This window comes from Novosphingobium lentum NBRC 107847, assembly GCF_001590965.1.
GTDB classification, from domain to species: domain Bacteria; phylum Pseudomonadota; class Alphaproteobacteria; order Sphingomonadales; family Sphingomonadaceae; genus Novosphingobium; species Novosphingobium lentum.
Map to the genome: position 1 here is coordinate 123,637 of NZ_BCTW01000005.1, position 23,367 is coordinate 147,003.

General features: G+C 65.9%; 25 protein-coding genes. 14 read left to right on the forward strand and 11 right to left on the reverse strand.

All coding sequences use genetic code 11. From position 1 onward, the window contains the following. Positions 1-24: 24 nt before the first annotated feature. Together NL2_RS05735 and NL2_RS05740 are read right to left on the reverse strand one after the other, a co-directional pair. Entirely contained in the window at positions 25-159 is a 135-nt protein-coding gene (locus tag NL2_RS05735) for an entericidin A/B family lipoprotein (RefSeq protein ID WP_068072854.1), read from the reverse strand. Positions 160-546: 387 nt separating this feature from the next. Next, positions 547-1,476: a DMT family transporter gene (locus NL2_RS05740; protein ID WP_245647583.1), complete on the reverse strand. Its 930-nt coding sequence runs from the start codon at positions 1,474-1,476 to the stop codon at positions 547-549. Between the two features lie 103 nt (positions 1,477-1,579). Here NL2_RS05740 and NL2_RS05745 point away from each other — a divergent pair, with 103 nt between their 5' ends. Together NL2_RS05745 and NL2_RS05750 are read left to right on the forward strand one after the other, a co-directional pair. Further along, positions 1,580-1,774, forward strand: coding sequence for a hypothetical protein (locus NL2_RS05745; protein ID WP_439646882.1), 195 nt, complete (start codon positions 1,580-1,582; stop codon positions 1,772-1,774). Between the two features lie 136 nt (positions 1,775-1,910). After that, complete coding sequence (locus tag NL2_RS05750; protein WP_157083050.1) at positions 1,911-2,321, forward strand: hypothetical protein; 411 nt, start codon at positions 1,911-1,913, stop codon at positions 2,319-2,321. A 125-nt stretch (positions 2,322-2,446) separates the two neighbouring features. Here the strand turns inward: NL2_RS05750 and NL2_RS05755 are convergent, their stop codons facing one another. Then, entirely contained in the window at positions 2,447-3,970 is a 1,524-nt protein-coding gene (locus tag NL2_RS05755) for a TadA family conjugal transfer-associated ATPase (RefSeq protein ID WP_068072857.1), read from the reverse strand. 302 nt (positions 3,971-4,272) lie between these two features. Here NL2_RS05755 and NL2_RS05760 point away from each other — a divergent pair, with 302 nt between their 5' ends. Then, positions 4,273-5,301, forward strand: a complete 1,029-nt coding sequence (locus tag NL2_RS05760; RefSeq protein ID WP_068073082.1) for a quinone-dependent dihydroorotate dehydrogenase — start codon at positions 4,273-4,275, stop codon at positions 5,299-5,301. 13 nt (positions 5,302-5,314) lie between these two features. Here NL2_RS05760 and NL2_RS05765 read toward each other — a convergent pair whose 3' ends face one another. From NL2_RS05765 to NL2_RS05775, 3 genes are all read right to left on the reverse strand, one after another. Further along, a complete protein-coding gene (locus tag NL2_RS05765; protein ID WP_245647584.1) occupies positions 5,315-6,058 on the reverse strand; it encodes a DUF3142 domain-containing protein in 744 nt (247 codons plus the stop codon). Beyond that, positions 6,055-8,163 carry a PA5441 family protein gene (locus NL2_RS05770; RefSeq protein ID WP_068072858.1) on the reverse strand — a complete coding sequence of 703 codons (2,109 nt, stop codon included), beginning with the start codon at positions 8,161-8,163 and terminating at the stop codon, positions 6,055-6,057. Before NL2_RS05770 ends, NL2_RS05765 begins: the two co-directional genes overlap by 4 nt. Before the next feature lie 65 nt (positions 8,164-8,228). Continuing rightward, complete coding sequence (locus NL2_RS05775; protein WP_068072859.1) at positions 8,229-8,687, reverse strand: hypothetical protein; 459 nt, start codon at positions 8,685-8,687, stop codon at positions 8,229-8,231. Positions 8,688-8,847: 160 nt separating this feature from the next. On the opposite strand from NL2_RS05775, the gene NL2_RS05780 reads away from it, so the two are divergent. Together NL2_RS05780 and NL2_RS05785 are read left to right on the forward strand one after the other, a co-directional pair. After that, entirely contained in the window at positions 8,848-10,359 is a 1,512-nt protein-coding gene (locus NL2_RS05780; RefSeq protein WP_068072861.1) for a DUF4139 domain-containing protein, read from the forward strand. A 38-nt stretch (positions 10,360-10,397) separates the two neighbouring features. Continuing rightward, complete coding sequence (locus tag NL2_RS05785) at positions 10,398-11,975, forward strand: DUF4139 domain-containing protein (protein ID WP_068072863.1); 1,578 nt, start codon at positions 10,398-10,400, stop codon at positions 11,973-11,975. Between the two features lie 27 nt (positions 11,976-12,002). Here NL2_RS05785 and NL2_RS05790 read toward each other — a convergent pair whose 3' ends face one another. The 5 genes from NL2_RS05790 to NL2_RS05810 are packed head-to-tail and all read right to left on the reverse strand — an operon-like array spanning position 12,003 to position 15,596. Next, positions 12,003-12,500: a YbaK/EbsC family protein gene (locus NL2_RS05790; protein WP_068072865.1), complete on the reverse strand. Its 498-nt coding sequence runs from the start codon at positions 12,498-12,500 to the stop codon at positions 12,003-12,005. A 4-nt stretch (positions 12,501-12,504) separates the two neighbouring features. Further along, the gene (locus NL2_RS05795; RefSeq protein ID WP_245647585.1) at positions 12,505-12,996 is read right to left on the reverse strand and encodes a low molecular weight protein-tyrosine-phosphatase; all 492 of its coding nucleotides are present in this window, start codon (positions 12,994-12,996) and stop codon (positions 12,505-12,507) included. Beyond that, on the reverse strand, positions 12,989-13,252 hold the full coding sequence (locus tag NL2_RS05800) for a hypothetical protein (RefSeq protein WP_068072867.1): 264 nt from the start codon (positions 13,250-13,252) through the stop codon (positions 12,989-12,991). The genes NL2_RS05795 and NL2_RS05800 overlap by 8 nt, the downstream gene beginning before the upstream one ends. 23 nt (positions 13,253-13,275) lie before the next feature. Continuing rightward, positions 13,276-13,902 (reverse strand): response regulator, encoded by a 627-nt coding sequence (locus NL2_RS05805; protein ID WP_068072869.1) that lies wholly within the window; start codon positions 13,900-13,902, stop codon positions 13,276-13,278. Then, a complete protein-coding gene (locus NL2_RS05810; protein ID WP_169799477.1) occupies positions 13,899-15,596 on the reverse strand; it encodes a sensor histidine kinase in 1,698 nt (565 codons plus the stop codon). The genes NL2_RS05805 and NL2_RS05810 overlap by 4 nt, the downstream gene beginning before the upstream one ends. A 192-nt stretch (positions 15,597-15,788) precedes the next feature. On the opposite strand from NL2_RS05810, the gene NL2_RS05815 reads away from it, so the two are divergent. The 9 genes from NL2_RS05815 (at position 15,789) to tuf (ending at position 23,229) form a co-directional block, all read left to right on the forward strand. Next, entirely contained in the window at positions 15,789-16,244 is a 456-nt protein-coding gene (locus tag NL2_RS05815; RefSeq protein WP_245647586.1) for a helix-turn-helix transcriptional regulator, read from the forward strand. Between the two features lie 79 nt (positions 16,245-16,323). Then, positions 16,324-16,689, forward strand: a complete 366-nt coding sequence (locus tag NL2_RS05820) for a hypothetical protein (RefSeq protein ID WP_157083051.1) — start codon at positions 16,324-16,326, stop codon at positions 16,687-16,689. 40 nt (positions 16,690-16,729) lie between these two features. Further along, the gene (locus NL2_RS05825; protein WP_068072875.1) at positions 16,730-17,203 is read left to right on the forward strand and encodes a hypothetical protein; all 474 of its coding nucleotides are present in this window, start codon (positions 16,730-16,732) and stop codon (positions 17,201-17,203) included. 46 nt (positions 17,204-17,249) lie between these two features. Next, positions 17,250-17,762 (forward strand): MarR family transcriptional regulator, encoded by a 513-nt coding sequence (locus NL2_RS05830; RefSeq protein ID WP_245647587.1) that lies wholly within the window; start codon positions 17,250-17,252, stop codon positions 17,760-17,762. A 237-nt stretch (positions 17,763-17,999) separates the two neighbouring features. Then, a complete protein-coding gene (locus tag NL2_RS05835; protein WP_068072877.1) occupies positions 18,000-18,248 on the forward strand; it encodes a hypothetical protein in 249 nt (82 codons plus the stop codon). A gap of 456 nt (positions 18,249-18,704) precedes the next feature. Further along, positions 18,705-19,076 (forward strand): 30S ribosomal protein S12, encoded by a 372-nt coding sequence (gene rpsL / locus NL2_RS05840; protein WP_068072878.1) that lies wholly within the window; start codon positions 18,705-18,707, stop codon positions 19,074-19,076. Positions 19,077-19,250: 174 nt separating this feature from the next. Then, complete coding sequence (gene rpsG, locus NL2_RS05845; protein ID WP_068072880.1) at positions 19,251-19,721, forward strand: 30S ribosomal protein S7; 471 nt, start codon at positions 19,251-19,253, stop codon at positions 19,719-19,721. Positions 19,722-19,847: 126 nt separating this feature from the next. After that, positions 19,848-21,920, forward strand: a complete 2,073-nt coding sequence (gene fusA / locus NL2_RS05850; RefSeq protein WP_068072882.1) for an elongation factor G — start codon at positions 19,848-19,850, stop codon at positions 21,918-21,920. A gap of 118 nt (positions 21,921-22,038) precedes the next feature. Continuing rightward, positions 22,039-23,229: an elongation factor Tu gene (gene tuf / locus NL2_RS05855; protein WP_068072884.1), complete on the forward strand. Its 1,191-nt coding sequence runs from the start codon at positions 22,039-22,041 to the stop codon at positions 23,227-23,229. The last annotated feature ends 138 nt before the right edge of the window (positions 23,230-23,367 follow it).

Genomic DNA, 23,367 nt, shown 5'->3' on the forward strand with positions numbered 1-23,367 from the left:
TTTTGCGACCCGAAGCGTGCCCGTTCAACCCTTGATGGCGTCCGATCCGGCCTGACCGACCGACTGGATGTCCTTGCCCGCACCCTTCACGGTGTTGCAGGCGGTGGCGCCCAGCATGAGGCCGCCCATGGCGCAGGCGATGATGAACTTGCGAATCATGGCTTCAATCCTTGTTGACCGCCCTGCGGTGCGCAGGGTCCGATCTGTGTTGGTCTGAGTGATTATCGCGGTTGCAACGGACCGGTGTGGCAATGGTTCCGGCGTTCGTCGCAAACGGCCAGCTCATACCAACCTGCAGTGATCCTGACCTATGAGGATTGCCAGTCCCGCTTGCTGGCGAGAAGGAGCGGAAGCGGCGATGTGGTTCATCGTTGCGACGCTCCGACGAAGTCCAGCGAGCGGGACTGGCAACCCGAGGGGCGGTTTCTGATGGCCCTCGGACTGCGTCACGCCATTGTGACGATGAACCACATCGCCACTTCGGCCGCTCCTTGCCGAGAACCACCAGAAACCGTCCTCATAGGTCAGGATCACTGCAGGTTGGTATCACCCCGGCAGCGCGGCGACCGGCTTGGCCAGCGACAGGCGGTGTTCGCGAAACACGATGACCAGCCCGGCGGCGATGATCGTGGGCGCGCCGATCCAGGTGGCGGCGGGCGGCAGCCGGTCAAACACCAGCCAGCCCCACAGCGTGGCCCAACCGAACGCGCTGTAATCCATCACGATCACGCTCGATACGTTGCCGTAACGCAAGGCGGCGGTCAGGCAGACCTGGCCCAGCGCCCCGGTCACGCCGATCCCGCCGAGCATCAGCCAGCCGGTGAGATCGTGGTGCACCCCGGTCCACAGCAGCGTCAACGCCAGCGGCGGCGCGCTCAACGCGGAAAACCAGAACACGATGGTCAGCGGTTCCTCGGTCCGGCCGAGATCGCGCAGCTGGATCGCGATCAGCGCCACCATGAACGCCGCGCCGATGCCCACCGCCAGCCCGCCCAGCGGCATGTTGGCGCGATCGGGTCCGGCGATCACGATCACGCCCGCCAGCCCCAGCACCACCGCCAACCAGCGGATCGGGCCGACGCGCTCGCGCAGCAGGATCGCGGCCAGGATCACCGCGAAGATCGGGGAGGTGAAGCCCAGCACGGTCGCCTCGGCCAGCGGCAACATCATCACCGCGCCAAGATTGAGGTACATCCCGATCACGCCCATCGTCGCGCGCCGCGCATGGACGGGCAGGCGCTGCGTGCGCAGGCTGGCCAGCCTGCCGGTCATCGCCAGCCAGCCCAGCACCAGCAGTGCGGGCAGCAACTGGCGCCAGAAGATCACCTCGGCCAGCGTCGTCCCGCGCAGGCCCGACAGCTTGACCAGCACCAGCATGACCGAAAGCGCCGCCATCGCCAGCAGCCGCAGTCCCAGCGCGAGCATCGGCCGTTGCGGCGGCGGCGTGGCTGGTCGGTGTGCGGTATCGGCTGTCATCGCTGCGCCATAGCCACGCAGTTCGGGCAATCAAGACGGCGTCATCCGCTGCGACGGCTTGCATGGGCGAAATCCGTGCCCATCTCCGCCGGCGATGGAAAACGTGACGACGATAGCCTCGCTGGGCGTGGTGGCGGCGCTGCTCGCGGTCTGGTCGATGTGGGCCGACCGCCGCCGGATGCGCCGCAGCAATCCCGACGCGGTCGGCTTCATGCCGTGGACCGCGGTGTTCTTCGTGTCGATGTTCGTCGCCTGCGTCGCGCTCGGGCTGGCGGCACGGGCGTGGGCAACGGGTTGAGGTTGCTCGTGCGCCGGGGGCCGTATGCCCGCGTTCGGAACACTTTCCTACAGGCGCCAAATCTGGCTTAAGCTCGCGGATGGAGAACCCTTCCGCCCCCTTGTCCGCCAACCGCTCCGCTGTCAGGCCACGGCGCGTGCCCGCCTTTGTCCCCGTGCCCGTGCGCGGTCGGCGTGACGGGTGGACGCCCGAGCGGCAAGGCGCGTTCCTGGTCGCGCTGGCGCGGACGCGCTCGGTTCGCGCGGCGGCGCAATGCGTGGGCATGACGCGCGAAACCGCCTACCGCCTGCGGCGCCATGCCGACGCGGCCAGTTTTGCCGGGGCATGGGATATCGTGCTGGGCCGTGCCGCGCCCGGTCGGCGAAAGGTCACACCCGATGAGCTGGCGACGCGTGCGCTGGTCGGGCTGGTGCGGCCGGTCGTTCATGCCGGACGGTTCGTGGCTCTGGTGAAAAAGGCCGACAATTCAGCGCTTTTGCGCCTGTTTGCGCAGCTTGACCGCGCGTGTCGTGGCACCGGAGCGCGTCTCCCGGATCGGCAGCGATGATGCGTCATGCACCGCTGTTCTGCGTCAACTTCGCGGCTCTCGCCTGGCGCGGCCCTCACCTGCGCGGCCCTTGCCTGCGCGACCCACGCCCTGCACGGGCATCGTGCAGGGCAAGTGCGGCTGCGTCAGAGGCAGGCTTCCAGATAGGCCTGGTCGAACCCAAACTGGCGGGCTTTTTCCAGCGTGTAGGGGCGCAGGCCCGATGGGCGGAACTCGCCGATGATCTTGCCGTCCTCGGTTTCGTCCAGGTACTCGAACTTGAACAGTTCCTGCGTGACGATCACGTCGCCCTCCATCCCGATGACTTCGGTGATGTTGGTCGTGCGGCGCGAACCGTCGCGCAGGCGCTTGACCTGCACGATCAGATCGACCGATTCGGCGATCTGGCGGCTGATGGCTTCCTTGGGGATCTTGATGTCGCCCATCAGGATCATGTTTTCCATACGGCCCAGGCATTCGCGCGGGCTGTTGGCGTGAAGCGTGCACATCGATCCATCGTGGCCGGTGTTCATGGCGGCGAGAAGGTCGAAACATTCCGCGCCACGAATTTCGCCCAGGATGATCCGGTCAGGCCGCATACGCAGGGCGTTCTTCACAAGATCGCCGATGGTGATCGCGCCCTGGCCTTCAAGGTTCGGCGGGCGCGTTTCCAGCGGCAGCCAGTGCGGCTGCTGCAGGCGAAGTTCGGCGGCGTCCTCGATCGTCAGCACGCGCTCGCCCGGGTCGATCATCTTCGACAGCGCGTTGAGCATGGTCGTTTTGCCCGAACCCGTACCGCCCGAGATCACCACGTTCATGCGGCAGGCCCCGGCGATCTTCAGCGCGGTCGCCATCTTGTCGCTCATCGACCCGAAGTCGCGCAGCATGTCGATGGTGATCGGCTTTTCGGAAAACTTACGAATCGAGATCGCGGTGCCGCGCAAGCTGAGCGGCGGCACGATCACGTTGACGCGGCTGCCGTCCTTGAGGCGGGCGTCGGCCAGCGGCGTGGTCTGGTCGACCCGGCGGCCGACCTGGTTGACGATGCGCTGGGCGATCTGGAACAAATGCGATTCGTCGCGGAAGCGGATCGGCGCGATCTGCAGCCGGCCCTTCTTTTCGATGTAGGTCTGTTCCGGCCCGTTGACCATGATGTCCGAGATGTCCGGATCGGACAGCAGTTCCTCCAGCGGGCCGAAGCCGAGCAGTTCGTCGATCAGCACCTTTTCCAGCGCGAACTGTTCGCGGCGGTTGAGCGTGACTTTCAGTTCGGCGAGCACTTCGAGGATGATCGGGCGGAATTCTTCGGACAGTTCGTCCTTGGTCAGCGTTGCCGCCGCTTCGGGATCGACGCGTTCGAGCAGGCGCGGCAGCACCTGTTCCTTGATCTTGTGGACCGACGCCTCGAAACCTTCGGCCTGGTAGCCGCCATCGTGGACGCCGTTGGCCCGATCGGCGAGGCGGGTGAGCGCATCGGCCTTCGTATCGCCGGGTGCGGCAACGGTTTCCGGTTGCGGCAGCGGGGGAAACTGTTCGCCGCCCAAGGGGACTGTCTGCGGAGTCGCGGCTGCCGATTCGCCGCTGCGCATTGGCCGCGCAACCCCGAACGAAGGTCGGGCACCACCGCCGCTACCGCCGCTTACTCCGGTCTTTCGCCCAAATGCACTCATTGCAATCTTGTCCCGTCTGGTGGAGCTCGCGGTGTAGAACCGTCAGCCGAACTCCACGGCTCGCTCGTGGTGAATAAGCCCCAAACTTTGAGGATTTCCTAAAGAGTGGGGCGGCAATGCGGAAAACCACGTGAATCCCGCAGCGCGTTGATTTTTCTGCCACGGCGATGGTCGCGGCAGGCCAGCAATTTTCTCGGCGCGGTTAACCACGCCAAGGATTTGGCCCGAGATTTGGCGATGCCGGCCGGTGCACCATGGTCGCGCGTCGACAGCGCCACGCCGCGCCGCTAAAGGCCCCGATCATGCTCTACCGGCTCGTTCGCCCCGCCCTGTTCCTGCTCGATCCCGAACGGGCGCACCACCTTTCGCTCAGCGCGCTGGCGATGATGCCGACGCGGAGCGTTGCGGAAGACGGGCCGCTGGGCGTGACGGTGGCCGGGCTGCGCTTTCCCAATCCGCTGGGCATGGCGGCAGGCTATGACAAGGAAGGGCAGGTCTGCGACGCGCTGCTGGCGCTCGGCTTCGGTTTCAGCGAAGTCGGCACGGTCACGCCGCTGCCGCAGCCGGGCAACCCGCTGCCGCGCCTGTTCCGGCTGGCCGAGGACGAAGCGATCATCAACCGCATGGGCTTCAACAGCGGCGGCGGCACGGCGGCGGCGGCGCGGCTGGCGTCGCGGGCCGGCCGGCCCGGGATCGTCGGGATCAACATCGGCGCCAACAAGGAATCGGTGGATCGCATCGCCGATTATGCGGCGATGACGCGGCTGATGGCGCCGCTGGCGAGCTACCTCGTGCTCAACATCAGCAGCCCCAACACCCCGGGACTGCGCGCCTTGCAGGACGAGAATGCGCTGGCGGACCTGCTCGACAGCGTGCTGGCGGCGCGCGGCGAACAGGGCCCGCCGGTGTTCCTGAAAGTGGCGCCCGATCTGGAGCCGGCCGACATCGATGCGATCTGCCGGCTGGCGATCGATCGCCAGCTGGACGCGCTGATGGTGAGCAACACCACCGTTTCTCGGCCCGCGCTGACATCGCGCTTTGCCGGTGAGACCGGCGGCCTGTCGGGCGCGCCGCTGCGCTCGCTGGCGCTGCAACGGCTGCGCGATTTCCGCGCTGCCAGCGGCGGGGCGATCCCGCTGGTCGGCATCGGCGGCATCGCCAGCGCGGATGACGCCTGGGCACGGATCCGGGCCGGGGCAACGCTGGTGCAACTATACAGCGCGCTGATTTTCGAGGGCCCCGGCATCGCCCGACGGATCGTGCGCGGGCTGGAGACGCTGATGCGCCGCGACGGTTTTGCCAGCATTGCCGAGGCAGTCGGCACCGAATAACGGTCCGGGCGCGTCATTGTCGGGGCGGGTCGCGCAGCAGGAACACCACCAGTCCGCGATAATGCGGGTCTGCCGCCAGATCGGGCGCCAGATCGGCGGGTGCAAGCCATTCGCCACCTTCGACCACGGCAATGCGATAGGCCAGCGGCAGGCGGTGGAGCGTCGCAAGATACCGCTCGTACCCCGGAATCGTGCGGCGGCCCTGGTAGGTCTGGATCACCACTTCATCGACCGTTCCCGCCAGTTTTGCCAAGGCTGTCGCATCGGCTTGCGCGCTCCAGTCCATCAGCCCGGTCACCGACAGGCGATAGCGGGCGGGCAGGCGGCGGCGCAAGTCGGTGAGGAACGCCGCATATTGATCGAGGCCACGGGTGCTGGCATCGAAATCGATCTGCAACCCGGCCAGCCGGTTGCCGCCAGCCTGCCACCGCGCCAGGTCGGCCATGATGCGGCGGTGGACGTCCTCGGACCAGTCGAGCCGCTCGACCCGCACGGTCATCCACACGTCGGCGCGGGGAACGTGCGGCGTGGCGGGGCGGAGCGCGACGAAGCGGTCGTTGCGGCCTGCCCGCACCTCGCCGTCGAGCAGGTAAAGCACTTTCGCCTGCGCCAGTTCCGGGCGTGCCGGAACGCCCGCCCAGACGAAGAACGCGTCGTGCTCCGCCGCGACGACGTGGGATGACGGCGGTTGCGTCCGGTGACAGCCGGTCAGCGCCAGCAGTGCCGTAAGCGTCGCCAGCAGCTGGCCCTGCCTCACCAGTAGAACTGGAGTTCTCGTGCCCAGCGGCTGGCGGGATATTCGCGCTTCAGCGCATCGTGCCAGGCGCGGCGGGTGGCGATTGGCACGTCGGTTCCGCCGCAATCGTTGTTGCCGCTGGGGGCATAGCAATGAACCGCGCGATACAGCGCATAGGCGCGCGCTTCCGCTGGTGCGCTGCGCTGCGCGATGATGCCGTCGTACAGGCTGGCGCGGGTGATGGCGTGGCCGGGGAACAGGCTGGGGCTGGTGCCCAGCGCGCCGTCGGGGCGTTCCTCGCCGCGTTCGGCAATCGCCAGCGCATCGAACGCGTTGAGCCGCCAGAATTCGCCCAGGCACAGCCGCGCCGAGAGGTCGGCCGGGTTGGTGGCAAGGCTGGCGGCGGTGGCCGCGATCGGCGGGCAGCGGAACCCTTGCGACCACTTGCCCGCCACAAACAGCCCGACCGGGATCGTCTCGTCGAACGGGAAGTTCCACAACGTCGCGCTGGAATCGGCATCGGCGGCGACCAGTTTCCGGTCGTCCGCGAAATCGGCAAAGCGTTCGTTGGCAAGGTCACGGCGCAGCAGCGTGAACGCTGCGACATCGCGCTGGTGCCGGTCGAGCGCGCAATCGCGGGCGACTTGCCGCAGCAGGTCGGGCCCCGCGACATGGTAGAGCAGGATCTCGCGGATGGTGGGATCGGTCACCAGTGATCCGGCGGCAAACACCTCGGCCACGCGCCCGTCGCGTTCCAGTCGCCGGGCCAGCGCGAGTTCGACCAGCGGGCGCTGGTAGAGCGCGTGGGGCGATGCGAGCATCGCCTGCCACTGCGCGATTTCGCCGGCGTCGTGCAGCGCCGCCAGCGCCATGCCGCGCAGCATCGCCATGCCGAAGGTGACGGGGCTGGTGCCGGCTGCCGTACTCGCAGGCGATGTCAGCGCCAGCACCGCCGCCATATCCTTGCGCACGTAGAACGCCTGCGCCGCGCCGAGATAGGTGAACAGGTCCGGGCGCGTGGCGAACAGCGGCTTCTGGGCGGCGAGCGTCGCGGCGTCGAGCGCGGGCGTGGCGTCCTCGTCGATCCGGCGCATCTCCAGCAGATCGTGCACCGCCAGCAGCAGCGGCGAGGTGATCGGCTGCTTCGCGTCGGCGCCGAACAGCAGCTTGTTGTCGATTTCCTGTACGAGCGCGAACGCCTCGGCGCTGTCCACCGGCAGCACGCCGAGCGCGCGTTCATAGGCGGCAGAGAGCGCGGCGCGGTCACCCGCCAGCCACAACGCGCGCCGCTCCAACCCGCGGGCGGAGGTGACGTAGCGGCCCTTGGGGTAGCGTTTGAGGTAGGCGGCGATGGCGGCCTGCGCCCGTGCGACCGCCGCTTTGTCAGTCTTGGCTGCGCCCAGGAAGGTGCCGTATTCGTCGAAACTGTCCTGCTGTGCCGCGTTCAGCTCGATCCGGATCGCCATGTAGGCGGCGGTTTCGGCCACCCACGGATCGGCCGCCTGGATTTGCGCGGCAAACAGCGTCCGCGCGCCGGCCCAGTCGCCGCCGTAAAACGCGTCGGCGCCGCGCAAATATCCCAGGAACGCGCGGCCCGGCGCGCTCGCCATGTCGGGCCACGTTGCCCGCAAGGCGCGGGTGTCGCCGGTGCAGGTTTCGGCCAGCGACGCGCGCGCTTCGGTCAGCAGCGTCCGTTCGGCCGCGGGCAACCGCGCGTTGGCGGCCATTGCGGCGGCAAATGCCGCGCTGCCCGATGCCAGGCTGCTGCAGCGCGAATCGTACGGCGGATCGGCTTGCGTGGTGTCGTCGACCTTCAGTCCCGATGCTTCGCGCAGTTGCGGCCACGAAAAGAAGCTGTGGCCGAACCCGCGCTCCTCCCACCCGGCCTTGGGATATGGCTGCGCAGCCGAACCGCTTTTGGATGGACGCGCGAACAGCAGCACCACGTTGACGCGCGAATCGTTGCCGGGCGAGGGCATCGCGCGGTTGCCGCAGCCCATCGCATAGTCGGCGAGCCGCCAGCTGGGGCTGCAGGTGTAGTCGCTGCTGGCACGGGCAGGCCCGCCCAGCAGCACCGCCACCAGGGCCACGATCGACGCAAGAACGGTGCGCCTCAAATCCGTCATCGCCTGCGCCGCTCCTCAAATCCTGTGTTGCACATGCCTGCACCGGCGCCGGGTTGGCAAGGCGATCATCGCGCCGGCACAACGCCAACCCGCCGCTCGTAGGCCAGCACCATCGCCCGTAACGCGACGGCGTCGTGAAAGGCGTTGTGCGGCACCGCGCCCGGCACGCCCGGCCCCATGATCCCCGGATCGACCAGTTCGAAGCGGATCGAACGGATCGGCACCATCTGCCCGGGACCGGTGATCAGCAGTCGCAGGGCATGGGCGATGTCTTCGGGCCAGTCGGCCACGAGCAGCGGACGTTCATCGTCGATCAGGTAGTGCGCGAACCGGTCCGCCAGTTCACCGCGCGTCAGTGAGCGCGTTGCCAGCACCGGCAGCACATGCTCGGCCACCCAGGGCGTGGGATCGGAACAGGCGACCGCCTCGTAGAACGGTTCGACCGCCTCATCCTCGGGCACCAGCGCGATCGAGATGAGATCGCCGCCAAATCCGTTGAACTCGGTGTCGAGGAAATAGCGCATGGGCTGCCGGGCTCCGCAAGATCGAGGGCGTCGGGCGCTCGCGCCGTTCGATTCTGTCCCTAGCACATTCAGCTGCCGTTTCTGTGACGTGACGCAATCATCCTGCCGCTGGTCAACGTGGCGCGCTTGCGGCATCGTGGCACGAACAGGGAGGGTTGCGATGCGATTGACGAAGCTGCTGGTGGCAGAAGGCCTGCTGGCGTGCGGACTTCTCGGCGCGCCCGGCGCGGGCGAGGCCCAATCGGCGCCCGCGCCCAACGCGCAGGGCGATCTGGCGGTGACGATCTACAGCAGCATGGCGCTGGTGCAGGACGTGCGGCAGGTGTCGCTGCCGCAAGGCCGCTCGCGCCAGGAATTCGCCGACGTCTCCGCGCAGATCCGGCCCGAGACGGTGACGCTGTCGGGCGACGGGTTCGGCGTGGTCGAACAGAACTTCGACTACGACCTGCTCTCGCCCTCCGCGCTGATGGAAAAGGCGGTGGGCCAGCAGGTGACGCTGCTGCGCACCAACCCCGCGACCGGCGCCGAAACGCGCGAACGTGCCACGGTGCTGGCGGCCAACGGCGGCGTCGTGCTCAAGATCGGCGACCGGATCGAGGTGCTGCGCGACGATGGCCTGCCGGTGCGGGTGATCTTCGACGCGATCCCGCCCAACTTGCGCGCGCGCCCCACGTTGAGCGTCACGATGGACGCATCGCGCGGCGGATCGCGCCCGCTGACGCTGAGCTACCTCACCCCCGGCATGGGCTGGAAATCGGACTACGTCGCGCTGTTCGACGAAAAGGCCGGCAAGATCGACGTCCAGGGCTGGATCACCCTGACCAACAACACCGGCACCACGTTCAACAACGCCCGCGCGCTGCTGGTGGCGGGCGATGTCGGGCAGGTGCAGCAGGGCTATAATCCGGGCTACGGACCGCGCCGCTCCATGCCGCGCGGCAATCAGCCGGGCACGGAGAGCGGCGGCGGCGAGCAGCTGGGCGATTTCCACGTCTATCCGATCGAGGGCCGTACCACGATCGCCAACGCGCAGACCAAGCAGGTCAGCTTCCTCAACGCGGCGGGCGTCCCGGCACGCAAGGGCTATGAATTCCGCAACGGCTGGCTGGGCAGCCAGGGCGAGGCGCAAAGCGCGTCCTCGATCCTCAAGTTCTCCAACGCCAAGGCCGAAGGGATCGGCGCCGCGCTGCCCGCCGGCACGGTGCGTGTCTACATGCGCGATGCGCGCGGGCAGGCGCAGTTCATCGGCGAAAGCCAGATCCCGCACACGCCCGGCGGATCGTCGCTGGCGCTGCGCACCGGCGATGCGTTCGACGTCAAAGTCCAGCCGGTGCTCGAAAAGCGCGAGGCGATCACCACCGACGAGTGGGAGAAATATGCGCGCTGGAAAATCACCTACCCGGACGGCAAGGTCAGCGAAGGCTACAGCGAGGCACCCAAGACGTTCTACCGCACCCAGATGCGCTATATCGTCACCAACGCGCGGCCGGTGCCGGTGACGGTGGACGTGGTGCAGGACGGGCTGGCCAGCTGGTGGTGGTGGCGCGATGTGCGCGTGCCGGTGGAGAGTTTGCCGGGCGTGCAGGACAATGCCGACAGTCGGCACTGGGAGGTTCCGGTGCCGGCCAACGGCAGGACCGAGCTGACCGTCACGTTCCTGACCCCCTGGTAAGCGCCATGCGGCGCCTGCCGGTCCTTCCCATATGGCTCATGTCACTCCTGGTGTCGTTCGGCCTGGTGTCGTTCGGCCTAGTGTCGTTCGGATCGCCTGCGCGCGCCGCGCCTCCAGTGGTGTTGTCGGCGGCCCCCGATGCGGTTTCGGTGACGCTGTACCGCGATCCCGACCGGGGTGAGGGGGCGATCGACCGCGCCAATCCGAGCGCGTTTGCGCTCATCGCCGAGACGCGCACGGTTACGCTGCCGCCGGGGGTGGCGACAGTGCGGTTCGAAGGCGTTGCGGGCGGAATCGTGCCGCAATCGGCGATCCTGTTCGGCACCGATCCGCGCGAACGCAACCGCGACGCCGCGCTGCTTTCGCAGAAAGGGCTGGTCGATGCGTTTACCGGCCAGCAGGTGATCCTGCGCCGCACCGATCCCGCCACGGGCAAGACGGTGGAGGAGCGCGCAACGATCCGGTCCGCCGCCAACCGGCTGGTGATCGACACCCCGCGCGGGGCCGAGGCGGTCTATTGCTCGGGGCTGGCGCAGACGCTGCTCTACCCCGAAGCGCCCGCGACGCTGTCGGCCAAGCCGGTGCTGACGATGACCACCAAGGACCAGCCGGGCGGCACGGTGTCGATCACGCTGGCGTACATCGCGACCGGGTTCGACTGGGACGCGACGTATGTCGGCACGCTGGCGACCGACGGCAAGTCGCTGAATTTGTTCGCGTGGTTGACGATGGCCAGCGGCGACGAGACCAGCTTCGTCGATGCCACCACCTCGGCCGTGGCGGGCCGGGTCAACCGCTCGGACCAGACGCGCGACGACACCGGCCGACAGGCGCTGCAGGATGCACGATGGCTGGCCAAGTCGTCGCAATGCTGGCCCGCCGGCACGACCAGCGACATTGCCATGCTGCCGCCCCCCGCGCCCCCACCGCCGCCCGCGCCGATGATGATGGGGATGGTCGCGGACGAGATCATGGTCACCGCCCGGCGTAGCGACAACAAGGTTATGGCCCCTGCGGCAGTCATGGCGAAGGCCGAAAACCTGGGCGATCTCAAGCTTTACCGCATCCCGGTGCCGGTTACCGTCGCCGCGCGATCGCAGAAGCAGGTGGCGTTCCTCAACAAGCCGCGCGTGACCGGCGCGCTGGTCTATCGCAGCCAGGTGAACTGGGATTCGCCGAGCGATCCGCAGATGCTGTTCCGGTTTCGCAACAGCAAGCCGCAGGGGCTGGGCGATCCGCTGCCGGCGGGCAAGGCGGTGCTGTATCAGGACAGCGCTTACGGACGCCAACTCGTGGGCGAAAGCACCGTCGCAGACAAGACGCTGGACGAGGATGTCGAGCTGGTGTTCGGCCATGCCACCAACCTCACGGTGGACAGCACCGATGCGGAGGCTGCCGACAAGGGCCGACGCTATACGCTGACCGTACGCAACGCCAATCCGTTCCCCGCGCGGTTCGAGCTGGAATTCATCCAGCAGGGCAGCCGCGTGTTCGGGAACCTGCCGGGGCACTTGCTGGCAAAACCCGGCAAGAAAGTCTGGGCCATCACCTTGCCCGCCAACGGCCAGCAGCGGGTGTCCTATGACGTGCGCGACGTCGAGGATGCTGCCGAGTGACACCGGTCCCGACGCGGCGACCGGCTATCAGGCCGGTCGCAGTGCTTCCGGCCCAGGTTCTTCCGGCAATCGGCAGATATCGACCCAGCCTTTGGCGACAAGTTCCGCCAGCCGATCCGGGGCGACGCGGACCGAGGTGTTGAGCGATCCGGCGGCGGGATAGACTTCGTCGAACGCTTCGAGCGAGCGATCGCACCACACGTCCATCGGCGTGGCAAGGCCGAACGGGCAGACCCCGCCCACGGCATGACCGGTCAGCGCCAGCGTTTCTGCCGGATCGAGCATCCGCGGGCGCCCGCCGAACGCGGCCTTGGTCTTCTGGTTGTCGAGCCGGGCATCGCCGCGCGCCACCACCAGCATGGCGCGATCGCCGACCCGGAAAGCTATCGTCTTGGCAATCCGGCCCGGTTCTACACCGAGTGCCGCCGCCGCTTCGGCGACCGTGGCGGTGCTCTGCTCGACCGTGATCAGCGGCAGGTCGGGCGCATGATCGGCCAGCCACGCCAGCACGCTTTCATGGCTCATGGTATCATGCCCCGGTCAGGCTCGCGGCGATGAATCGCGCGGCCTCGGCCACGTCGGTCCAGGTCTGCTCGAAGCCCGCGTCATCGCCGAAATAGGGATCGGCCACCGGCTCGCCGTGCCGGCCCGGCACCATGTCCATCAGCAACGCCAGCCGCGCGGTGTGCCGCGTCGGCGCGATCCGCGCGAGCGTGGCCAGATTGTCGCGATCGAGCGCCAGAACATACGTGAAGCGGTCGAAATCCGCCGACGTCACCTGCCGCGCGCGAAGGCCCGATATGTCCGCACCGTGCGCCTTGGCGGTGGCCTGCGCACGCGGATCGGGTGGCTCGCCCGCGTGCCAGTTCCCGGTCCCGGCGGAGTCCACGCGAACCGCCAGGCCGATCCGCTCGGCCTCGAGCCGCAATGCCGCTTCGGCAAGGGGAGAGCGGCAGATGTTGCCCAGGCACACGAACAGGACTGCTGGCAGGACTGCTGGAACATCGTGGTCGTCAGTCACGCGTCAGGCGCCATGATGCGGTGAGGTACGCATCGGCGGCGCGGCGCAGGTCGGGGTGCTTGGCGAACGCTTCGGCGGGCAGGGGGGCCATGCCCAATCCCTCCATCAGCGCCCACAGCGCAAAGCGGCGACCGGGTTCGCGCTCGGTGCCGAAGGCGATCGACAGCGCTTCCTTGCCGCGCTCGAACGCCTCGGCCGCCATCGTCTCGGGCTGCTCGGTCCCGAAGTAGTGCAGCATCAATCCGTCGAGATCCATCGCCGCCTCCAGCCCACCGCCGTTCAGGAGTCTTCGTCGCTCACCGCAAGCAGCGCCAGTTCGGTCCGGTTGTCGATCCCCAGTTTCTGGTACATCGCATGGAGATAGACCTTCACCGTGCCTTCGCCGATGCTCATTTCGGTGCCGATGTCGCGGTTGCGCATGCCGCGCGCGACCAGCCGGGCGATCTTGACCTCGCGCGGCGAGAGGCGCGCCAGCGGGCTTTCGCGCGGGGGCTGCAACGACAGATCAAGCGCGCGCTGAACGAATTCGGGTGGCACCGCCTTGCCGCCACCATGCACCGTTTCCAGTGCCGCCGTCAGCATATCGTCCGCCCCGTCCTTGAGCACGATGCCCTGGACACCGGCGCGCATCACTGCGAGCAGATGCTCGTCGCCGATCGCCGCAGTCAACAGCACCACCGGCCGGTTGTCGCCACTGGCGCGCAGCTTGGTCAGCGTCTTTGCGCCGTCGAGGCCGGGCATCGACAGGTCGAGGATGACGATCGCCGGATCGTGCGCGGCGATGGCCACCAACGCTTCCTCTCCGCTTGAAGCACCGGCGACCACATGGAACCGCGTATTGCGCAACACGGCTTCCACGCCCGCGCGGATGAAGCCGTGATCGTCGACCACCAGGACCGGGATCATGTCGAGACCGTCCACGGCAGCTGGATACGCAGCCCTGTGCCAGGCGCATGCGCGATCACGTCGAGGTTTCCGCCCAACGCGGCGACCCGCTCGCTGATCGAGCGGGGCCGGGTTACGGCGGCATCGCTGGCGAAGCCGACACCATCGTCGTCGATGTCGACCATCAGCAGGCCCGCGTCGCTGGCGCCCAGCGTCACCTCGACGCGCGCGCAGCGACCGTGCCGCGCTGCATTGGCCACGGCTTCCCGCAACATCTGCCGCAATTCGTGGGAGAGTGGGGCTGGCACGGTAAAACGTCCTCGTTCGGCGGAAAGCCCGGTGCTCACCTGCCAGTGTCTGCCGACTTCTTCAAGCAACGGCGGCAATTCATCCGCCAGATCGATCCGGCGGTTTCCCTCTTCGCCTTTGCGCAACCGGTCGATCAGCAGGCGCACCTGCAACTGTTCGTTGTGCAGCGCTTCCTTCACCGCCGCGATTTCGGGTTCCGGGTCGTTGCCGTTGAGGATCCAGCGCCGCAAGGCTTCGATGCGGAACGCCGTCCCGGCAAGCGATTGGGCGACGCTGTCATGCAGGTCGCGCGCCAGCGAGGTGCGAACGCCGGTCACCGCATCCTCATGCGCCATCTGCGCCATCTGCGCGCGATCCATTGCCAGTGCGATCTCGCGCGCCACCGAATCGGCCAGTTGCAGATCGTCGATACAGGCGCCCGGCACGCCCCACAGCAGCAGTTCGCCGCTACCCAGGGTCGCGTGGATGGGTACGACCAGTCCTTCATCGATGCCGAGCCGCGCGGGCAAGGTGCTTTGCGGCGTTCCCCTGATCGCGCTGGGCCAGGATGCAAGGTTGTCGCGCAGGATCCGGTGACGGCGGCGGTCGAACATCTCGGCGCCACGCGCCGGTGCCCCCCCTTCGTCATCGACCGGAGCCCAGCGCTCGGTGCGCAGCCCGTCCTCATCCACCACGCGCAGTTCGGTCCATGGTTCCTCGCCACCCGACCATGCGATCGCGGCACCGCGAGCGCGCATTTCCTCGCGGGCCCAGCTCAGCGCGGCCACGATCACCGAAACGTCGACCGAGCCGTGCAGGCCTTCGGTCTGGGCAAAGCGCGACGCCGGCGCGCTGCGACGTTCGAGCACCAGCCATGTGAGCACGAGCGCGAGAATGCTCATGTAGCTGATCCGCCGCGCATAACGGTAGAGATCGAACGCCACGCCCAATTGATCGATCACGGCGCCGGTAGCGAAATAGGACATCACCACGACCACCGCCGTCCATGCCGTTGCCCGCCAGTCCCAGCGAATCGCCGCCTTGACCAGTAACAGCACGAAAAAAGCCATGAACGGGCTGCTGAAATCGCCATGCGGGGCTTCGGTGAAGTAGACCGAAGCGTTGAACGCCATGATGTCGATCACGTGGGCGGGTAGCGCCAGCCTGCTGTCGAACCACCAGCTGCGCCAGGCGATGATGACCATCATCGTCGACCAGGCGATGAATGTCAGCAGCACCACGGTCCCGACGATCCAACCGCGCGCCGGCTGAACCGGATCGAGCCACAAGGCGAGCAGGAAGACATAAGCCAGCAGCAGGCGGCATAGCGCCATCACGCGGCTGGACCGGCCCGCCAGAATTTTTCCGGTCAGAACTTTTCCTCTTGGCACAGCCACGCTGTAACTATGTTCAGTACCCATGTTCATGGCTGAACTGTACCACATTCAAACAAATTCTCGCGGGGACTGGAATTTTTTCGAATTTTGTTCAAAATGGACGGACGTGCGGCACGAGATAGAGCTGTCTCGTTGCGATCGGAGGGCATTCGTTCAATTTCGATGGTTGGGGCAGTTTCATCGGAGAACCCGCTTGACGAACTCACCGTCAAGCAGCGGGACGTGCTCGACTTGCTGATCGAGCACAAGACGTCAAAGGAGATTTCGCGGCTCCTTGGCATATCACCCCACACAGTCGATCAGCGGATCATGCTGGCCCGCGCCAAGCTGGGCGTGGCCAGCCGCAACGAGATCGCCCAGGCTTACCGCCGCCTTAAAGGCATATACGAACAATCCGTATATCAAGAATCCCCCGTCGCCAACCTTCCGGCCAGAGTCGATGAACTGCGCCGGGAAGACGAGGAAGCAGGTTTCCAGTTGGTCACCACGCTAGGGATCACACCCGGCGGGCAACCTAAACCGGATGTCTACTTCCACGTTCTCCCGGAGATATTCGACGGGCCCTACGGTACGCTGATGCGGCTGGGCTACATCGCGGCGATCACGATCTTCCTGATCCTGATCATCCTGGGCGGACTTGCCATGTTCGCTCAGGTTTCCACGATGTTCCAGCGCTGAGGTAATCGCCACACGGTTCGTCAAATGTCTCCTTCTGCAACGGGGGCCGGCCACAGAGCCGGCAGATGGAGACCGACCAATGACCATGACAACCAGCGTGGCCCAGCTGCGCATTACCCGCGACCTTCACCACGCCGAAGCGGCACTGGACGAGGCGCTGCTGCGCCAGTCCTCGCTGCTGACCACGATGGTCTCGGCCCGCCGCGCCACAGCCAGTGCTCCGTCCCTCGGACAGGAAGCCCTCCTGCGGCTGAACAAGAGCCAGCATTCGCTGCTGCTCGCCGCGTCGGACTTGTCCCGCGTTCATGGCAAGCTGCTCGACATCGCGCGCGAAACCGGCAGCGGCAACGACAACTGCCCGCAGAACGGCAGTCTCGAAAATATCGATCTGGACGATGCCGCCGATGATCGCGCAGGCCTGACGGCGGTGACAAATGTCGCCTGACCGCTTGACCTTGTCGCCCGTCGGATGTTCGTGATGCGTCATGCAGGCATGGACCATCCAGATGTTGCTGGTCGTCGTGGGGATCTTTGCGATCCATCGCGGCGATCAGCCCGAACGCCTCGTCGCGGCCATCCTAGTTGCCAGCTTCGTTCTCGATATTCCCAACCACATCCTGTTCGGCCAGCCGACCTTCTATGTGGTCAACCCCGGGCATTTCGTGATCGACCTGTGGACCTTCATCGGTCTGATGTGGATCGCGCTGTCGGCCAATCGCGCCTGGCCGCTGTGGGTCTGCGCGGCACAGAACATCGTGATGCTGGGGCACATCGGCAAGTTGGTGGATCTCGACAACTTCCGTCGCGGTTACTGGGTGATGACCCAGTTGCCCGTGCTGCTGCAACTTGCGGTGCTGTTCCTCGGGACTTGGGCGCACGTCCGGCGTCAGCGCAGGCTGGGGGGCTACCACGCGTGGCGCCTTCGGCTGCAATCTTCAACATCAGCCAGGATCGCCTGACCGCGGGGCCGTGCCCCGTCGCGTCGAGCGGAGGGGAGTATTCATGATGAGCGGCAGGATGCAGCGGCTTTCCGCGCGACCGGTGCTTATGCCGGGCAAGGCACAGCCCATCAATGCGCAGTCCGAGGTCGAGGCACGGCTGATCGACAAGCACGGCGGCGCTCACAACGGTCGGCACGCGTCGCTGATCCTGGCGCGCGAACTTTATGCCGAGCGCCGGCGCCGACACAGGTTCTTTGCGCCCGACCTGTTCGGCGAGCCCACCTGGGACTTGTTGCTCGACCTGTTCATCGCCACCAGCGAAGAACGCAGGGTGCCCACCACCAGCGCCTGCATCGGCGCGAATGTGCCGCCGACCACGGCGCTGCGCTGGTTGCGGATCCTCGAATCGCGCGGGCTGATCGAACGCGAGGACGACGGGCGCGATGGCCGGCGCACCTTTGTCCGCCTGTCGGCCAAGGGCATGGCGGCGATGGATGCCTTCCTGGGCAGCACCCGCTCGGATCTGCTGGTGCAGCTGATGGCCTGCGAAGATCAGGGGCCCCGCCTGGAAAGCTGATCGTACCGCCGGCGGATGCAAGTGCGGCGACGGTGGCGGTGTGCTCCCGCACGTTCCTTGCATTTCGCGGGCGAGGGTCCATATGCGATATATCGCGGGCAAGACTCTTTGGGCGCCTGCGGCTGAGAGACACGCGTGCTCCCGCTTTTCAAACGGGAGACTCGCCTTGCAACTCCGTCAAGTTTCGGACCACCAGCAAATTCCCGGCCACCAGGCCATCCTGCAGGATGACCGCGCATGACCGCCGAAGCACCATTGTCGCGGGCCATCAACCTCGACGCGACGGAAAAGGGCATCCGCGATGCCTGCACCAAACACGGGGTCAAGATCAGCACGTTCGAAAGCCTGCCCGAAGGCGGCACCCGGGTGGTGTTGCTGACGGGTGAGGGTGCGGCGGTGATCCGTGGCCTGTTTGCCAACAAGATCCTGTCGGACCGGGTGCGGCGCATTCCCTACTGGGGCAAGCACCACATCGCGCGGCGCTGAGGTTGCCGGTTGGCGGCCGGGCGGCGTCGTTGCCGGCGACCAAGCCTTGACCGCCGGACCGAATCCCCCTAGGGGCAGCGCCATCCGAATGCGGTTTGTCCGCTGACGGGCAAATAGAGCTGAACATTGCCGGTGCGCGTGTGGGGCCTTGGTGAAGCGTTAAATCGCTTTCCCCAGGGTCTTTTTCTATTGGACGGTTCCACAAACGGAACTGCCCGCGCCATTCGTCAAAGTAACCCGGCAGCGTGTCGGGTGGAGTGTTTTCGGCTCACCGATCCCGGCTTACGGCCGGCCGCCGCTTCGTTCGCGGAGTGTGCCGGCCCGCCCGCCGCGTGACGTGGGACGTTTCTTCTCCATCCGGTGATGTTGCAGCTTGCGGCAGGGCATTGCGCCATGTCGCAGGACGGAAGATCGTCCCGGCGGGCGATCGCCCAAACGACAAGGTGAAGAGACTTCATGCCTACTATCAACCAGCTGGTCCGCAAGGGGCGCGTGCCCCAGAAGGTCAAGTCCAAGGTTCCCGCGATGGAACAGAACCCGCAGAAGCGCGGCGTCTGCACCCGCGTGTACACGACCACCCCGAAGAAGCCGAACTCGGCGCTGCGCAAGGTCGCCAAGATCCGCCTGACCAATCAGCGCGAGGTCATTTCCTACATCCCCGGCGAGGGCCACAACCTGCAGGAGCACTCGGTCGTGCTGATCCGCGGCGGCCGCGTTCGCGATCTTCCCGGCGTGCGTTACCATGTGCTGCGCGGCGTTCTCGATACGCAGGGCGTGAAGGACCGCAAGCAGTCGCGCTCGAAGTACGGCGCCAAGCGTCCGAAGTGACCTGACGTCCGCAGGCGTCAGGTTATCCTGAACTCGTTTCAGGATCCATGGCGCTGAAAGCCCAGGTCTAGGAATTCACACGGCTGAGCCAACCGCTTGATGGACTCTGAAACAAGTTCAGGGTGACGAAAGTGGGAAGAGCAGAAGCCGGGTTGATGAGAAGGAATACATCCGATGTCACGTCGTCGCAGGCCCGAAAAGCGGGTCATCCTGCCCGATCCCAAGTTCGGTGATCAGACCCTTTCGAAGTTCATGAACAACCTGATGCTCGACGGCAAGAAGTCCGTCGCCGAAAGCATTGTGTACGGTGCCATGGACTCCATGCTGGCCCGCGCCAAGGCGGATCCGCTGCAGCTGTTCCACGATGCGCTCACCAACGTGAAGCCGCAAATCGAAGTGCGCAGCCGCCGCGTCGGTGGTGCCACCTATCAGGTCCCAGTCGAAGTTCGCCCCGAACGTGCCCAGGCACTGGCGATCCGCTGGCTGATCACCGCCGCGCGCAACCGTTCGGAAACGACGATGGCGGCGCGTCTGTCGGGCGAACTGCTCGATGCGGCGAACAACCGCGGCAACGCGGTCAAGAAGCGCGAAGATACCCACCGCATGGCCGACGCCAACCGCGCGTTCAGCCACTACCGCTGGTAAATTCGGCCCGGATTGGACCGGCGCTGGCAAAACCGGCGCCGGACTGTCTTCAAACGGTCGCAATCGTAACTACATGGGTGCATGGCCGGATTGCCCGGCCTTCTCCCATCACCAAGGACTAGACCCATGGCCCGCAGCCATCCGCTCTCGATGTATCGCAACATCGGCATCATGGCGCATATCGACGCCGGCAAGACGACGACGACCGAGCGCATTCTGTTCTACACCGGCAAGTCCTACAAGATCGGCGAAGTCCACGACGGCGCCGCGACGATGGACTGGATGGAGCAGGAGCAGGAGCGCGGGATCACGATCACGTCGGCCGCGACGACCTGCTTCTGGAAAGACCACCGCATCAACATCATCGACACCCCCGGGCACGTCGACTTCACCATCGAAGTCGAACGTTCGCTGCGCGTGCTCGATGGCGCGGTTGCGTGCTTCGATGGCGTTGCCGGCGTTGAGCCGCAGTCCGAGACGGTGTGGCGCCAGGCCGACAAGTACGGCGTTCCGCGCATGTGCTTCATCAACAAGCTCGACCGCACCGGCGCGAACTTCAAGTACTGCGTGCAGTCGATCATCGACCGTCTCGGTGCCAAGCCCGCCGTGCTGTACATCCCGATCGGCATCGAAGCCGAGCTCAAGGGCCTGGTCGATCTGGTCGAGAACCGCGCGATCATCTGGAAGGACGAAGCGCTCGGCGCCGAATTCTTCTATGAGGAAATCCCCGCCGATCTCGTCGACGAAGCCGCCGAGTATCGCAACCAGCTGATCGAACTGGTCATCGACCAGGACGACGATGCGATGGAAGCGTACCTCGAAGGCAACGAGCCCGACGTGGCGACGCTGAAGGCGTGCATCCGCAAGGGCACGCTCAACCAGTCGTTCGTGCCCGTCTGCTGCGGCTCGGCGTTCAAGAACAAGGGCGTGCAGCCCTTGCTCGACGCGGTGGTCGACTACCTGCCTTCGCCGCTCGACATCCCTGACGTGCAGGGTCTCAAGATGGACAGCGACGAGAAGGACAGCCGTCCGCCGACCGACGATGCGCCGTTCAGCGCGCTGGCGTTCAAGGTCATGAACGATCCGTTCGTGGGCAGCCTCACCTTCATCCGCATCTATTCGGGCACGCTCAACAAGGGCACGTACCTGAACTCGGTGAAGGACAAGAAGGAAAAGGTCGGGCGCATGCTCGAAATGCACGCCAACGAGCGCAAGGACGTCGATGAGGCATTTGCCGGCGACATCATCGCACTGGCGGGCATGAAGGAAACCACCACCGGCGACACGCTGTGTTCCGAGCGGTTTCCGATCGTGCTCGAGCGGATGGAATTCCCCGAGCCGGTGATCGAGCTGTCGGTGGAACCCAAGACCAAGGCCGACCAGGAAAAGATGGGCATCGCGCTCAATCGCCTGTCAGCCGAGGATCCTTCGTTCCGCGTGTCGACCGACCACGAATCGGGCCAGACGATCATCAAGGGGATGGGCGAGCTTCACCTCGACATCATCGTCGATCGCATGCGCCGCGAGTTCAAGGTCGAAGCCAACGTCGGCGCGCCGCAGGTGGCCTATCGCGAGTACCTCGCAAAGCCGGTGGACGTCGATTACACCCACAAGAAGCAGTCGGGCGGCACGGGCCAGTTCGGTCGCGTGAAGGTCAAGGTCACGCCGGGCGAGCGCGGTTCGGGCATCATCTTCAAGGACGAGATCAAGGGCGGCAATATTCCCAAGGAATATATCCCCGCGATCGAAAAGGGCATGCGCGAGACGGCAGCCTCGGGTTCGCTGGTCGGGTTCCCGATCATCGACTTCGAAATCCTGCTGTATGACGGTGCCTACCACGACGTCGACTCGTCGGCGCTGGCCTTCGAAATCGCCGGTCGTGCAGCGATGCGCGAAGTGGCGCAGAAGGCGGGCATCAAGCTGCTCGAGCCGATCATGAAGGTCGAAGTCGTTTCGCCGGAAGAATACCTCGGTGACGTCATCGGCGACATGAACAGCCGTCGTGGCCAGATCCAGGGCACCGACAGCCGGGGCAATGCCCAGGTGGTCGAGGCGATGGTGCCGCTGGCGAACATGTTCGGCTATGTGAACCAGCTGCGCTCGTTCACGCAGGGCCGCGCAAACTACTCGATGTTTTTCTCGCATTACGACGAGGTCCCGGCGAACGTCGCGGCCGAGGTCAAGGAAAAGCTCGCCTAAGGCGATCGGGCTCAAGGAGAAGCTTGCCTGATCGGCAAGATCATACTAGGGGCGGCGCTCGATTCAGCGGGCGCCGTCCCCGCAGCAATCAAATTCAAGCGAACAGAAGGTTTGGACAATGGCGAAGGCTAAATTCGAGCGGACGAAGCCGCACTGCAACATCGGCACTATCGGTCACGTCGACCATGGCAAGACCACGCTGACGGCAGCGATCACCAAGGTGCTCGCCGAAACCGGTGGCGCGATCTTCACCGACTATGCCAACATCGACAAGGCGCCCGAAGAGCGTGAGCGCGGCATCACCATCTCGACCGCACACGTCGAGTACGAGACCGCCAACCGCCACTACGCGCACGTCGATTGCCCGGGCCACGCCGATTATGTGAAGAACATGATCACCGGCGCCGCGCAGATGGACGGCGGCATCCTCGTGGTGAACGCTGCCGACGGCCCGATGCCGCAGACCCGCGAGCACATCCTGCTCGCCCGTCAGGTCGGCGTGCCGGCACTTGTCGTGTACATGAACAAGGTCGATCAGGTCGACGACGACGAGATTCTCGAACTGGTCGAGCTCGAAGTGCGCGAACTGCTCAGCTATTACGGCTTCCCGGGCGATGACATTCCGATCATCAAGGGTTCGGCTCTGGCCGCGCTCGAAGGTCGCGACGATACCATCGGCAAGAACTCGATCAACGAGCTGATGGCCGCTGTCGACAGCTACATCCCGCAGCCGCCCCGCCCGACCGACAAGCCCTTCCTGATGCCCGTCGAGGACGTGTTCTCGATTTCGGGTCGTGGTACGGTCGTGACCGGCCGCGTCGAGACCGGCATCGTCAAGGTTGGCGAGGAAGTCGAGATCGTCGGCCTCAAGGACACCCGCAAGACCGTCGTCACCGGCGTCGAAATGTTCCGCAAGCTGCTCGATCAGGGTGAAGCCGGCGACAACATCGGCGCGCTGGTTCGCGGCGTTGCCCGTGAAGACGTGGAACGCGGCCAGGTGCTCTGCAAGCCCGGTTCGGTTACGCCGCACACCGAGTTCAACGCAGAAGTCTACGTGCTGTCGAAGGATGAAGGTGGCCGTCACACGCCGTTCTTCGCCAACTACCGCCCGCAGTTCTACTTCCGCACCACCGACGTCACCGGTGAAGTCGTGCTGCCCGAGGGCACCGAGATGGTGATGCCGGGCGACAACGTCTCGATCGGCGTCAAGCTGATCGCGCCGATCGCGATGGATCCGGGCCTGCGCTTCGCCATCCGTGAAGGTGGCCGGACCGTCGGTTCTGGGGTTGTCAGCACGATCTCGAAGTAATATAGGCCGCGCTCCGCCGGGGATTGCCAGATTCGTTCTGGCCTCCGGCGGCCGGTTTTTCGGTCATCCCGCTTCGCTCCAGAAGGGCTGAAGTCGGGATGATCGGTTTTTGTTTTTGCTCTTTCTCATCGGTAGGGT

Excerpts from the sequence above, each read along its gene's own strand:
- NL2_RS05735 (WP_068072854.1), bottom strand. The coding sequence starts at position 159 with ATGATTCGCAAGTTCATCATCGCCTGCGCCATGGGCGGCCTCATGCTG.
- NL2_RS05740 (WP_245647583.1), bottom strand. The coding sequence starts at position 1,476 with ATGACAGCCGATACCGCACACCGACCAGCCACGCCGCCGCCGCAACGG.
- NL2_RS05755 (WP_068072857.1), bottom strand. The coding sequence starts at position 3,970 with ATGAGTGCATTTGGGCGAAAGACCGGAGTAAGCGGCGGTAGCGGCGGT.
- NL2_RS05760 (WP_068073082.1), top strand. The coding sequence starts at position 4,273 with ATGCTCTACCGGCTCGTTCGCCCCGCCCTGTTCCTGCTCGATCCCGAA.
- NL2_RS05770 (WP_068072858.1), bottom strand. The coding sequence starts at position 8,163 with ATGACGGATTTGAGGCGCACCGTTCTTGCGTCGATCGTGGCCCTGGTG.
- NL2_RS05775 (WP_068072859.1), bottom strand. The coding sequence starts at position 8,687 with ATGCGCTATTTCCTCGACACCGAGTTCAACGGATTTGGCGGCGATCTC.
- NL2_RS05780 (WP_068072861.1), top strand. The coding sequence starts at position 8,848 with ATGCGATTGACGAAGCTGCTGGTGGCAGAAGGCCTGCTGGCGTGCGGA.
- NL2_RS05785 (WP_068072863.1), top strand. The coding sequence starts at position 10,398 with ATGTCACTCCTGGTGTCGTTCGGCCTGGTGTCGTTCGGCCTAGTGTCG.
- NL2_RS05790 (WP_068072865.1), bottom strand. The coding sequence starts at position 12,500 with ATGAGCCATGAAAGCGTGCTGGCGTGGCTGGCCGATCATGCGCCCGAC.
- NL2_RS05800 (WP_068072867.1), bottom strand. The coding sequence starts at position 13,252 with ATGGATCTCGACGGATTGATGCTGCACTACTTCGGGACCGAGCAGCCC.
- NL2_RS05805 (WP_068072869.1), bottom strand. The coding sequence starts at position 13,902 with ATGATCCCGGTCCTGGTGGTCGACGATCACGGCTTCATCCGCGCGGGC.
- NL2_RS05810 (WP_169799477.1), bottom strand. The coding sequence starts at position 15,596 with ATGAACATGGGTACTGAACATAGTTACAGCGTGGCTGTGCCAAGAGGA.
- NL2_RS05820 (WP_157083051.1), top strand. The coding sequence starts at position 16,324 with ATGACCATGACAACCAGCGTGGCCCAGCTGCGCATTACCCGCGACCTT.
- NL2_RS05825 (WP_068072875.1), top strand. The coding sequence starts at position 16,730 with ATGCAGGCATGGACCATCCAGATGTTGCTGGTCGTCGTGGGGATCTTT.
- NL2_RS05830 (WP_245647587.1), top strand. The coding sequence starts at position 17,250 with ATGAGCGGCAGGATGCAGCGGCTTTCCGCGCGACCGGTGCTTATGCCG.
- NL2_RS05835 (WP_068072877.1), top strand. The coding sequence starts at position 18,000 with ATGACCGCCGAAGCACCATTGTCGCGGGCCATCAACCTCGACGCGACG.
- rpsL (WP_068072878.1), top strand. The coding sequence starts at position 18,705 with ATGCCTACTATCAACCAGCTGGTCCGCAAGGGGCGCGTGCCCCAGAAG.
- rpsG (WP_068072880.1), top strand. The coding sequence starts at position 19,251 with ATGTCACGTCGTCGCAGGCCCGAAAAGCGGGTCATCCTGCCCGATCCC.
- fusA (WP_068072882.1), top strand. The coding sequence starts at position 19,848 with ATGGCCCGCAGCCATCCGCTCTCGATGTATCGCAACATCGGCATCATG.
- tuf (WP_068072884.1), top strand. The coding sequence starts at position 22,039 with ATGGCGAAGGCTAAATTCGAGCGGACGAAGCCGCACTGCAACATCGGC.